Consider the following 13,024-nt stretch of genomic DNA (forward strand, 5'->3'; position numbering starts at 1 on the left):
TGAAAGTGGTTAGGGTAAATTGTAGGTTTTATCTCTTGCACAGACTAAAAGTCTTAGGTCTATTACAAACTCTACAATTTGCATATAGTGGAAGCTAATCACTACAACCTCCAAGATACAAGGTCTATTGTTTTAAATGAATTAAATTTCAATCAGCTTGATTCAGTTCTAAGGCTTTAGGTGCGTTTTGACTGCAAAACCTGCTGATATAAATCTAAGGTTTGATGGCACATATCTGCCAAACTGAATACCTCTACAGGTGCTACGCTTTGCTTTTGCTGTATGTGTAATTCTACAGTTTTCAATAAAGCAGACTGATCATCGACCTCTATTAGCCCTTGCGGATACAATTGCGATAAAATTTCTGCTACGCCACCACGCTTCCAGCCAATTACAGGTGTTCCTACCGATAAAGCCTCAAGCGCAGTGCGCCCAAAAGTTTCCGCTTGATTGGAAAGTGAAAGTACAATATCACTAAACGCAAGCCACTCGCGCATGTCAGAACGGTGCCCAACAAAGGTTATCGCTTCGGTCAGATGTTTATCCTGAATATTGCGTTTCAGTTCCTGTAAATACGCCGCTTTTTTAACATCTGCACCACCTACTACAACAGCATGAACCTGGGGATATTGGGTTTTTAATTTCGCAATCAGATCAATCAATGTTTCATGACCTTTTAAGCGTGTAATACGTCCCGGCAAACAAATCAAAAACTTATGTTCAAGTTCTGGGAAATCTTGATAGGTTTGTTGAATCCATTGTGCCGAAGGTTGATACCCATGCGGAAATGCAGCAGGGTCAATCCCACGATAAATGCGGACAATATCTTCTGGTGGGCAGTTTTGATAATGATCCCGAATGTATTTGACCACACTGTCAGAAACTGCAATCACTTTTTCCGCTTGAGTCATAATTTGGCTGTAACGGTTAATGGAATAAAAACCATGTACCGTTGAAATTAAGTGTGGACGCTTTTCGGCTGGAATACCTTTTAGGGCAAAATGAGTCAGCCATGCAGGTACGCGGGAACGTACATGCACAATATCAGGTTGATGTTGCACAATCAGTTGGCGTAAAGGACGGATTTGCCACAAGCTTGATAATGATTTTTTGTGGATAGCTAACTTTAAATGTGTGGAACCTTCAGCTTCGAGTTGGTTGACCATCCGTCCGCCATTCGACACCACCAATGACGTATGCCCTTGGGCGACAAGGGCTCGGGCAATTTCGAGCGTACCGCGTTCTACACCGCCACTGTTTAATTCGGGTAATAACTGCATGATTTTCATGAGTCTTTCCTTCTGCCGTACAGATTAGTAAATATTGTCATAACCTTCGGGGCGGCTTTTAAACCGACGATGAAACCACATATATTGGGTAGGAGCGATCCGTAATTGCTGCTCAATAACGAAATTGGTGCGCGTTGCATCAGCAACTTCATCTGCGCTTGGAAAATCTAGTAGTTCAGGTTCAATCAAGACTTTATATTGCGGGTTGGAAAGCTCGCCTGTACGGTAAAAATATAACGGTATTGCTGCAGCTTTGGTCATTTTAAGCAAACGACGATGTGCTGTAACTGTCGCTGCTGGTACGCCAAAAAACGGCGCCATAACACCTTGTTTTAAACCAAAGTCCTGATCTGGGCTATACCAAATGGCACGACCATTTTTTAAGTGGCGGATTAAACCACGCATGTCATCGTGATCAATTTGATGACCGTAAATGGTGGCCCGGCAACGGTAAATCAGCATGTCCAATAAAGGATTATTTTGTGGGCGATAGACCACATCAGGCTCAAAATATTGTGCACAGACATAGCCGCCTGCATCTAGCAGAGTGGAATGTGTGCCTAACAATAAAACCCCACGTCCAGCTGCTTGCGCTTGCTGAATATGTTCTAAACCTTCAACCTGAGTGCGTCCTTTAAACCACTGTGGACAGTACCATGCATTTAGGGTTTCAAATACGCCCAGTATCTGATCAACAAAGACTTGACGAGCATTCTCGTGTACTTCAGCCTCACTCCACTCAGGAAAACACACTTCCAAATTGCGTAACGTAGTTACACGACGTGACTTCATGCTGTTAAAGGCAAGATTGCCTAAAAACTGCGCCAAACGATACTGAATGGACCATGGTAAAATGGCTAAAATCATCAGGCAGACAATGCCAATCCAAATACCCCAATATTTTGGCAACAGGAAAGACCATTGAAATTCGCCTGGTTGATATTCAGTGTGTTGACTCATAATGACCGTATAAAGTGTTGTATCGTTACAGTTTAGCACGAACCGATTTTAAAATTTAAAAGCATCCGTCCAATGGGAAAGATGCTTAAAACGGTTTTGCAAAGCCTTTTAGACTAGCGTAGACGAAGTATCAACAGACCCTAGTTACCATTCGCCAAGTTTTCCAGTTCATCCCAACGCTGCAGTTTTTCCAGTAATTCTTCATCAATTTCTGCCAAACGCTGTGAGGCTCTGGTTGCTGCATCGGCATCTGTTACAAACCAAGAACCATCGGCCAGTTTTTCAGCCAATTTAGTTTGTTCCTGTTCCAGTGCTTCAATTTCACCAGGCAGCTGTTCTAATGCACGTTGATCTTTATAGCTCAGTTTTAATTTTTTGGCTGGTGGCGCTGCTGCAGCCGCTTCGGCTTTGGCAACGGCTTTTTTAACATCACTTTTTTGATCAACCACAGTTTGGTCGGGGCGTTGCTGCAAATAGTCCTGATAACCGCCAATATATTCATCAATATTGCCTTTGCCATCAAATACCCAAGTCGAAGTCACCACGTTGTCCATAAAGGCACGGTCGTGTGAAATCAGCAATAAGGTACCTTTATAGTCGCTGAGCATTTCCTCAAGCAATTCTAAAGTGACCATATCCAAGTCGTTGGTCGGCTCATCCATTACAATCAGGTTAGATGGTTTGAGTAATAATTTGGCCAGTAAAATACGGTTGCGTTCACCGCCAGATAAGGCTTTAACCGGCGTGCGCGCACGTTCTGGTGAGAATAAAAAGTCTTGCAAATAACTATAAATATGACGACGTTGTCCGTTCACATCAACAAAGTCTGAACCTTCAGACACGTTATCTTTGACTGACTTTTCCAAATCTAAGACGTTACGCAATTGGTCAAAATAGGCAATTTCCAGTTGTGTGCCTGTTTTGACAGAGCCACCATGCTCAATTTCACCTAAAATGGCTTTAATCAGGGTGGTTTTACCGACACCGTTATCGCCCACTAAACCAATACGGTCGCCACGCAATACCAGTGTAGAAAAGTCTTTAATAATTGGAGCTTGATTGCCAAAGGCCACTTGTAAATGTTCAATATCAAAGACCAGTTTGCCTGAGCGATTGGCTTCCTGCGCTGCCATATTGACTTTGCCTTGCTGGAAGCGCCGTGCTTTAGATTCTTCACGTAAAGCTTTTAAGGCGCGCACTCGTCCTTCGTTACGGGTACGACGTGCTTTAATGCCTTGACGAATCCATGCTTCTTCTTCGGCCAGTTTTTTATCAAACAGCGCATTTTGTTTTTCTTCGGCTTCTAGTTGCTGCGCTTTTAAATCTAAATAACGTGAATAGTTACCTTCGTAGCTGCGTAATACCCCACGATCTAACTCGACAATGCGGGTGGCGATACTATCGACAAAAGCACGGTCATGCGAAATAAACAGCAGGGTTAAATTATTTTGATCGAGTAGGAATTTTTCTAGCCATTCAATACTTTCCACATCTAAGTGGTTGGTCGGCTCATCCAGCAACAATACGTCAGGTTGTGTGAGCAGGGCGCGTGCCAACAACACGCGACGCTTACGTCCACCCGATAAATCGGCCAAGTCTGCATTTGGATCTAGTCCCATTTTGCTTAAAATGGCATTGACCTTATTTTCCAGTGCCCAGCCATCTAGCTGATCTAACTTGTGTTGCAGGTTCCCCATACGGTCACAGGCATCCATATCTCCCAATACACAAGCATCACTGGCTTCGTGATAGGCTTTTAATACTGTAGCAGCTTCACCTGCACCATCGGCCACAATATCGGCGACTTTGCCTGAATCCATGGGTACATCCTGAGCCAACATGGCAATGGTGATGCCATTTTGAATGGACACTTCACCTGCATCGGGTAGTAAACTTCCTTCAATCAGTTTAAGTAGAGTAGACTTACCTTCTCCGTTACGGCCAATCAAACACACTCGTTCGCCACGTTCTAGGTTAAAATTCGCGCCGTCGAGCAAGGCAGGTCCACCAAATGCAAGTTGGACATCCCTTAAAGTAATATAGGCCATAGTGTTTCCTAAAAAATCTCAAATGAGGATTTGAAATGACTAAACAAAGTATAAATGATCAGGCGTCATTTTCCGCACCCATTGAAGATTTGCAAGTGCGAATTGCATTTTTGGACGATTTAGTTGAGCAATTGAATGAACAAGTGGTTCATCAAAGTCTGGAAATTGCCGATTTAAAGAAACAAATGCAGTTGTTATATCAGCGGGTAGATTCGGCAGATTTGTCGGATGGGATTGCACCGTTTGACCCAGTGACCAATCGCCCGCCACACTATTAATCAACAACACTTAATCAACGGTATTGGTTTTAGTGCTGATTTTAATTTGACCTTTGCTGTACTTCCCACTGTAATGCTCGGCTGCTGTGCCTAAATCTTTTAAACCCTATTGTGTCTACTAAAATTTATGTCCTCTAAAGTTGTATTACTTGACCTTGAAAACAACCTGCCTACCGCGACTTTGTTGCGAGAAATTATTGAGCATCATCCGAGTGTGTATCTGTTTAATTGTGCAGGAAAATTTGAATATAACTTGCAGGATTTAACTGAGCTGGCTGGCTGGATCAGTACAGGTCAGCTTATGATTTTAGACAGTCCGCGCGCAGAGTTTAAAGAGTTTGAGTATGCGGTGGTGGTGGGGCAACTGATGGCATTGCTAGACCCAGAAACTCACGTTGAAGTGATTTCTGCGGTTGATAGTATTCAGATTTTAATTGAAATGTTGCAAGCTTCTGAAATTGCCTGTCACCTGATTCATATTCAGCCTGAAGCGCAGTCTGGGAAAATTAAACATCGTTTACCAAGCCCAATGGCAATTCGCAGTAAGCCTGAATTGCTGTTGGTGAAAAAGTACTGTGATGCGTTGGCAAAAATGTCAGGTAAACCGACGACTCAAGACGCTTTAAAAAACTCGATTGCCAATATTTTGCAACTTGAGGTTGATAAAGTGCAGCATGTGGTTGGCATGTTGATAAGTCTGAAAATTGTAAAGCGGGTGGATGAGCAAATTAGCTTTCGTAAAAAAGTGCTGAAACAATGGGTTCAACTTGACCTAAATGCCGCGGTAGAACCTGTACAAGAGACGACAGTCACTTCTACAAGCGTTGCGCAGACTGAAGCTGAAGATTTGCATCCTCAGCATGCGTTATTTAAAAACTTTAGCCAAATTGACCCTGTGCAATGGGAAGTCGCCAAAAAGTTACGTGAGCTAAAAGGTGAAAAACCAAAAGATATTTATGAGTTGCGTGATTTGCTGGAACGATTATTTCCAAAGTCTGATATTCGTTTATTACTCAAAGAACTGATTGAAAAAGGCTATATTTATTGGAATGGACATGAAGTGCTTTATAGTCATGAAATGTTTTTAAGCTAAGTTTTAGAATTTTTTCGATTAATGGCATGAGTCGATTTAAAACCCATCTGCAAGATATTTTTTTCGATACGACTGATTTAAGTCATCATTTATCAACCATTTAAAGTTTTGAAAATGATGCCTTTTCACGTAAGACGATTTTAAGCTGTTTGTAGGCAGATAGACTAAAACACTTGAAATAAATAAATCACAGCTTATTTTAATCTTGCGTTTTATATTGTGCTTATGCAACTCTAATATAAGAATAGAAAGGTTGTACTATGGAAAATACTGGAATTTGGGTTGCCGTTGCCATCATTATATTTGTGATGGGCTCTATTTTTGGTCTGCGTGTCAGCCCAAGAGAAAAAGCTTTAGGATTGATGCGTGAAAAAGCCCGAAAAATGGGACTACACCCTCGTTTGGTGGTTGCGCCTGACTGGACAAAAATCCCGAAAGCCACGGAATCACGTGCCAGTATGGTGGCGTATTACAGTGTACTCATTGCCGATGCACGTTTACCGTTAATGCGTGCTTTAGTGACAGACCAAAAGCTAGAACTGTTGCATGGCGATGAGAAATTCCAAGGCTTACCCATTGCATTAAAGGGTATTTATGCTATTGATATGCAGGCAAACTGTGTAGGAATCTATTGGGATGAAGAAGCCGATCTTCGCGCAACTCAATTAGATGAGATGAAAGCCTTTTTACATAGCTTGGCTGAACGTTAATTTTAAACCATTAAATAGGAAATACGGTTACTTATGGCGAACGCTCCTCGGTCCACATCCAAAAGCACTGCAGCCAAATCTGAAGCTGGTCACAAACGTGCCTTAGTGATTGTGGAGTCGCCTGCAAAAGCGAAAACAATCAATAAATATCTTGGTTCGGACTACATTGTGAAGTCTTCGGTTGGTCACGTGCGTGATTTACCAACCAGTGGCGGCGCAAAAACCACAGAAAAGAAAACCACCACCCGAACCAAACTGACCGAGGCTCAGAAAGCTGAAAAAGCTCAACAAGCATTAGTCAACCGTATGGGAGTTGATCCTGAACATGACTGGAAAGCACATTATGAAGTGCTGCCAGGCAAAGAAAATGTTGTCGCGGAATTAAAAAAACTGGCATCGCAGGTCGATGAAGTCTATCTCGCAACGGACTTGGACCGTGAAGGTGAGGCGATTGCGTGGCATTTAAAAGAAGTCATTGGTGGAGATGAATCACGTTATCAGCGTGTCGTGTTTAACGAAATTACCAAAAATGCTATTCAAGAAGCCTTTAAGCATCCTGCGCGTTTAGATACCAACAAAGTCAATGCCCAACAGGCGCGTCGTTTCTTAGACCGTGTGGTGGGTTTTATGATTTCGCCACTGCTTTGGGAAAAAATCGCCCGTGGTTTATCGGCAGGACGGGTGCAGTCAGTTGCAGTTAAGCTAGTAGTAGAACGTGAACGTGAAATTCGCGCCTTTGTACCTGAAGAATACTGGCAAGTCTTTGCTGATACTAAAGCAGCAAAAGACAATATTCGTCTAGAAGCAGTTAAGCAAGCGGGTAAAACCCTCAAGTTACGCAACAAAGCCGAAACTGATGCTTTACTGAACTTGATTAAAGATGCGCAATACACCGTATCTGCACGTGAAGATAAGCCGACCAAGGTCAACCCAAGTGCGCCGTATATCACGTCAACACTTCAACAGGCAGCGAGTACTCGTCTTGGTTTTTCAGTCAAAAAAACCATGATGTTGGCGCAGCGTTTGTATGAAGCGGGTTTTATCACCTATATGCGTACTGACTCGACCTTTCTGAGTGATGACGCGGTCAATATGGTGCGTACGCATATTGAAGTGGAGTTTGGTCAAAAATATCTGCCTGCTAAACCAAATCGTTATGGCAATAAAGCAGGCGCACAAGAAGCGCACGAAGCGATTCGTCCATCTAATGTTGCGCTTAAAGGCGACAGTTTAGTGGGTGTAGAACGCGATGCACAGCGTTTGTATGATTTGATTTGGCGTCAGTTCGTGGCTTGCCAAATGACACCAGCCGAATATTTATCATCGACCATTTTAGTGGATGCCAACGGTGTCGAGTTAAAAGCCAAAGGTCGTACGCTGGTTTTTGATGGTTTCACCAAAGTGCGTGGGCAAAACAAATCGGATGATGATGTGTTACTGCCTGCAGTTAAAGTCGGTGAAATTCTTAAATTAGAAAAGCTTGTTCCATCGCAACACTTTACCAAACCACCTGCGCGTTTTACTGAAGCTTCTTTAGTTAAAGAGCTTGAGAAAAAAGGCATTGGACGTCCATCGACCTATGCTGCGATTATTTCGACCATTCAAGACCGTGGTTATGTCAAACTAGAAAACCGTCGTCTTTTTGCCGAAAAAATGGGTGAGATTGTTACAGACCGTTTAGATGAAAGTTTTAATAACCTGATGAACTACGACTTTACAGCAGACTTGGAAGGTCAGCTAGATAAGGTTGCAGATGGTGAACGTGACTGGAAAGATTTGCTCAACAGTTTTTACGGTGACTTCAAACAGCGTTTGACCAATGCTCAGGGTGAACAAGGCATGCGCCGTAATTTACCTGTAGAAGTTGATGCAGTACATTGTAAAGAATGTTCACGCCCAATGCAGATTCGTACAGGTACAACTGGGGTATTTTTGGGATGTTCAGGCTATAACTTGCCACCGAAAGAACGTTGCAAGGGAACACTGAACCTGACACCTGTAGAATCGCTTGCAGCATTGTCGGATGATGATGCCGCTGAAACTGCGGATTTGATGTCTAAAAAGCGCTGCCCAATTTGCGAAACGGCCATGGACAGTTATGTGATTGATGGTGGTCGTAAACTGCACATTTGCGGGAATAACCCAGACTGTGCAGGTTTTGAGCTAGAAGAAGGCGAGTTCAAAATTAAAGGTTATGATGGACCAACCATTCCGTGTGACAAGTGTGATGGCGAAATGCAGCTGAAAACAGGTCGTTTTGGCCCTTATTTTGCCTGCACCAGTTGTGAAAACACACGTAAAGTACTCAAGAATGGTCAGCCTGCGCCACCGCGTGTTGATCCAATTAAAATGGAACATTTACGCTCGACGAAGCATGATGATTTCTTTGTGCTGCGCGATGGTGCTGCGGGTTTATTCTTGGCAGCTAGCAAATTCCCGAAAGTACGTGAAACCCGTGCTCCGAAAGTGGCAGAGTTGCGTACGGTGGCAGATCAGCTTGATCCGAAATATCAGTTTATTTTGCAAGCACCTGATGCAGACCCAGAGGGTAATCCAACATTGGTGAAATTCAGCCGTAAGAATCAAGCGCAATATATTGGTTCAGAAACGCCTGAAGGCAAACAAACCAAATGGTCATTGGTTTACCAAAATGGTAAATGGGTTGAGGCTTAATTATCCAAAATAGAAAATGCTGGCTTCGGTCAGCATTTTTTTAAATCATATAATTTGAAATGTGAAAAATAAAAAACAGAGAGGTTTTGTGAATCTTAATCCAAAGAAAATAGCAGTATTAATTGATGCTGATAATACATCCATGGTGAATGTTGAGGTTGTATTAGAAGAGATAGCTAAATCAGGTATAGCAAGTGTCAAACGAGTTTATGGTGATTGGAGCAATCCAACACTAAAGGGCTGGTACGAAATATCACTTAAATGTGGCATGACACCTGTACAACAATATGCTTACACGGTTTCAAAAAATGCGACTGATATTGCAATGGTTATTGACGCTATGGAGCTATTGTATTCGGGAATATTTGATGGTTTCTGTTTAGTTTCTAGTGATAGTGACTTCACGCCCCTTGCTTTGAAAATTAGAGAAAAAGGGCTTTTTGTTCATGGTTTTGGTAAGGGTACAACACCAATATCTTTTGTAAACGCTTGTGATCGTTTTATTGATGTGAAAAACCTCACCAATGGTGAAACTGTAGATTTAAAAGAAAATACAAATGAGCAGGTGACACAAGGTCAAATTACAATCGATAAAGATGTACTTGCACTAATTTTAAAAACAATACGTGATAAAGCTGATGATCATGGTTGGGCAAATCTCTTGGTTGTTCATCAATATATTAATGTTGTTAAGCCTGATTTTGATTCGAGAAACTATAAAAGAGCTAAATTTTCAGGCTTAATTAAATCGTTAGAATTATTTGAGATTAAAGAAGTTAGAAGTCAATTGTTGGTAAGAAAAAGAACTTTTAAGACCATTATCAAATTGACGCAAGAAGCTTTGAAACAGGTATCACATGCAAATAACTGGGTAAGTATAGCTTCAGTGGCAGATGCCATCAAGCGCTTAGACCCAGAGCTTGATATTGTTCCTTACGGATTCTCTTCTCTTGAGGAAGCAGTTTTAGCAATTGCGGGTGGCTGGGTCGAGTTTAAAGATAATAAGATTAAACTCGGTAAAGTGATTGCCTAAAGATATTTAACATATGTGGAAAAAAATCCGAATTTTAAGCTTATTGCTGGTTTTACTGGTCGTTGCAGTCAATGCTTGGCGTGATCAGAACCAAGACTGGAATAAGCCCATTATCGTATTGTTACATCCAATTAATGCCGATGGACGATCAAATACCCAAAACTATATCAATACATTAAATATCAACAATTTAAGTTCTGCTCAGGACTATTTGAAACAAGCTTCTTTACAGTATCGTGGGCAACCTATTGCGCTCTATTTCAAACAGGGGCGAGAATTAAAGCAGTTGCCACCGAAAGTGCCTGAGCAAGCATCGCTACTGAGCACCGTACTTTGGAGTTTAAAGTTTCGTTTTTACGCTTGGCAGCAACGACAAAGTAGTGATGGTCCTGCAACAGTGACGCTATACCTAAATTATTATGATCCGAGTCAAACTCAAATTTTGAAGCATTCCACCGCTTTACAAAAAGGCAAAATTGGCTCGGTGAATTTATTTGCTTCTGCTGCGCACAGTGAGCGCAATATGGTGGTGATGGTGCATGAATTACTGCATACCTTTGGTGCCACAGATAAATATGATTTAAGCACAGGTCAGCCGATTTATCCGATTGGTTATGCAGACCCCAATCAGCAACCGTTATATCCACAACGAGAGGCTGAACTAATGGCGGGTTATGTGCCACTTTCACAAAGCAAAACTACAATGCCTGAATCGCTTCAACAGACACGTATTAACGAAATCACCGCCATAGAGTTGGGCTGGAAATAATGTGGATAAGCATGTACTTATCCACATCTCTACAATAAAGCTTGTGTAAAAGTATGTGTTTAGGCATGAACCGAGCTATTTATATTCATGGGTTTATTCCTAAACCGATCTGTTAAACTATTCATCCACCCTGTACGATGAGTCACTATGAGTTTAGCCAGCCTAATTGATGAATTGAATCCTCAGCAAAAACAAGCAGCCACGACAGCACATCAACATAGTCTGGTCTTGGCTGGTGCAGGCTGTGGCAAAACTAAAACCATTGTGGCACGTGCAGCGTACTTGATAGATCAAGGGATTTCAGCCAATCAAATTCAAATTTTGACCTTTACCCGTCGTGCGGCGAGTGAAATTGTCGCACGAGTGGAGTTGGCTTTGGGTGAGCAAGCCAAAGGCTTACGCGCTTCGACCTTTCATACTTTTTGTATGTACTTGTTACGACGTATTCCTAAAGCTTTTGGCTTAGAGCAGTTTTCAATTATTGATCGTGATGATCAGTTGATGATGTTCCGCCTCATTCGCGGAAAAGATGATAAGAAAAATCCAAGTCAGTTGCCCAAGCCTCAAGAATTATGTGATTTATATTCTTTTGCGCGGAATACACGTCAAAAACTGAGTGTGGCTTTAGAAAAACAACAGCCTGAATATTTGGCGTTTAAAGATCAAATTGCTGAAATTATGCAGGAATATGAAAGCCGCAAACGTGCACGTGGCTTTCTCGATTATGACGATATTTTGGCTGTGGTGGCATCGGCATTGGCGCAGTCTGAAGGACTAGTCGATTATGTCGCGTCAATATGTCAGCATCTTTTGGTCGATGAAATGCAGGACACCAATCCTTTGCAATGGGCTTTGCTTGAACCATTAAAAGATCGGGTCAGTCTGTTTTGTGTGGGTGATGATGCACAATCGATTTATGGTTTTCGCGGTGCAGATTTTGAAAATATTCATCATTTTACTGAACGTGTACCCAATGCTCAAATTTTTAAATTAGAGCAAAATTACCGATCTACGCAGGAAATTTTAGACCTATCAAACTGGCTGCTAGGTCAAAGTGAAATTCGCTATAACAAGCATTTGCAGGCGTATCGTGGCGATGGCATCAAGCCCAAAATGCATATTTTCCCGAATGAGTTTGACGAAGCCAAATGGATTGCCATTGATATTAAAGAGCGACATTTCTTGCAAGGTGCGCCGTGGTCAGATCACATGGTGTTGGTACGCTCGAGTTTTGCCGCACGGCATATTGAAGCGGCATGTATTGCGGCAAGTGTGCCGTATCGTTTTATTGGCGGCATGAAGTTATTGGAAACCGCGCATGTCAAAGACTTACTCAGTTTATTGCGGGTCATTGCCAATCCTTTAGATGATATTGCCTGGATGCGTTTTTTAACTTTATGGAATGGTGTGGGTGATGTCGGTGCGAGTAAGTTGGCGCAGCAATTGTTACTTGAACCTACAATGGATAAGGTGATTGAAAAGCTGGAAAAATTTGGACGCTTGCCAGAAAAAATGTTATTAATTATGAAACAAATGGATGTGTTACGACATGAAGTTGCGGCTTGTGTCGGTTTAGGCATAGAAGCGATTCAGGAACAATTGGCAGAGAACTATAAAAAAGATTGGAACCGTCGTCAGAGTGATTTTCAGTTGGTGCAACAATTGGCGGGCAAGCATGCACAGTTAAGTGAGTTTTTAGAAGAATACGTGCTCGATCCTGTGTCTATTTCTGAAATAGAACGTCAGTCTGATACAGATGTGGTCACTTTGATCACCATCCATTCTGCCAAAGGGACTGAGCAAAAAGTCTGTTATGTGGCGAATGTGACCGCAGGACAGTATCCACATGCGCGGGCGCAGGGCAGTTTTGATGATATTGAAGAAGAACGTCGAGTGTTGTATGTGGCTTTAACCCGTGCCCAAAATGAACTGATTTTAACCAAGCAAAATTTTAATTTATGGGCGCGTGATACGGTAGATGAACAAGGACGCAAACTGGACAGCTATTTTTTGAATGATCTGACACGACAATTGTGTACGATGGAAACTCATCACCATACCCGACAGCAAACTGTGAAAAGTGCCTTGGTAGAACGCCAAGCGATTAATTTAGATTTTGGAATTGATCTCGATTAAACTATGCCACATGGTTTCCTGCAAAAAGTAGAGTA

General features: G+C 42.1%; 10 protein-coding genes and 1 pseudogene. 8 read left to right on the forward strand and 3 right to left on the reverse strand.

All coding sequences use genetic code 11. From position 1 onward, the window contains the following. Positions 1-176: 176 nt before the first annotated feature. The 3 genes from B2W49_RS03650 to B2W49_RS03660 all read right to left on the reverse strand — a co-directional run bounded on the left by B2W49_RS03650 (position 177) and on the right by B2W49_RS03660 (position 4,297). Positions 177-1,289 carry a glycosyltransferase family 4 protein gene (locus B2W49_RS03650; protein ID WP_291334397.1) on the reverse strand — a complete coding sequence of 371 codons (1,113 nt, stop codon included), beginning with the start codon at positions 1,287-1,289 and terminating at the stop codon, positions 177-179. 24 nt (positions 1,290-1,313) lie between these two features. Beyond that, the gene (locus tag B2W49_RS03655; RefSeq protein WP_291334398.1) at positions 1,314-2,249 is read right to left on the reverse strand and encodes a lauroyl acyltransferase; all 936 of its coding nucleotides are present in this window, start codon (positions 2,247-2,249) and stop codon (positions 1,314-1,316) included. Positions 2,250-2,389: 140 nt separating this feature from the next. After that, positions 2,390-4,297 (reverse strand): ATP-binding cassette domain-containing protein, encoded by a 1,908-nt coding sequence (locus B2W49_RS03660; RefSeq protein WP_291334399.1) that lies wholly within the window; start codon positions 4,295-4,297, stop codon positions 2,390-2,392. 35 nt (positions 4,298-4,332) lie between these two features. Here B2W49_RS03660 and B2W49_RS03665 point away from each other — a divergent pair, with 35 nt between their 5' ends. From B2W49_RS03665 to B2W49_RS03700, 8 genes and pseudogenes are all read left to right on the forward strand, one after another. Then, a complete protein-coding gene (locus B2W49_RS03665) occupies positions 4,333-4,575 on the forward strand; it encodes a SlyX family protein (protein WP_291334400.1) in 243 nt (80 codons plus the stop codon). A 127-nt stretch (positions 4,576-4,702) separates the two neighbouring features. After that, positions 4,703-5,668 carry a hypothetical protein gene (locus B2W49_RS03670; protein WP_291334401.1) on the forward strand — a complete coding sequence of 322 codons (966 nt, stop codon included), beginning with the start codon at positions 4,703-4,705 and terminating at the stop codon, positions 5,666-5,668. Positions 5,669-5,928: 260 nt separating this feature from the next. Beyond that, positions 5,929-6,378 carry an ammonium transporter gene (locus tag B2W49_RS03675; RefSeq protein ID WP_004976129.1) on the forward strand — a complete coding sequence of 150 codons (450 nt, stop codon included), beginning with the start codon at positions 5,929-5,931 and terminating at the stop codon, positions 6,376-6,378. A 33-nt stretch (positions 6,379-6,411) separates the two neighbouring features. Further along, positions 6,412-9,051, forward strand: coding sequence for a type I DNA topoisomerase (gene topA / locus B2W49_RS03680; protein WP_291334402.1), 2,640 nt, complete (start codon positions 6,412-6,414; stop codon positions 9,049-9,051). A gap of 88 nt (positions 9,052-9,139) precedes the next feature. Next, positions 9,140-9,853 (forward strand): annotated as a pseudogene (locus B2W49_RS03685) (NYN domain-containing protein); the annotation flags it as partial. A gap of 24 nt (positions 9,854-9,877) precedes the next feature. After that, positions 9,878-10,084 carry an OST-HTH/LOTUS domain-containing protein gene (locus tag B2W49_RS03690; protein WP_349677183.1) on the forward strand — a complete coding sequence of 69 codons (207 nt, stop codon included), beginning with the start codon at positions 9,878-9,880 and terminating at the stop codon, positions 10,082-10,084. 13 nt (positions 10,085-10,097) lie between these two features. Beyond that, positions 10,098-10,853: a hypothetical protein gene (locus B2W49_RS03695; protein ID WP_291334403.1), complete on the forward strand. Its 756-nt coding sequence runs from the start codon at positions 10,098-10,100 to the stop codon at positions 10,851-10,853. Between the two features lie 147 nt (positions 10,854-11,000). After that, positions 11,001-12,989, forward strand: coding sequence for an ATP-dependent helicase (locus B2W49_RS03700; RefSeq protein WP_291334404.1), 1,989 nt, complete (start codon positions 11,001-11,003; stop codon positions 12,987-12,989). Positions 12,990-13,024: the final 35 nt, after the last annotated feature.

The sequence above is a fragment of the Acinetobacter sp. UBA801 genome (assembly GCA_002296655.1).
Classification (GTDB): domain Bacteria; phylum Pseudomonadota; class Gammaproteobacteria; order Pseudomonadales; family Moraxellaceae; genus Acinetobacter.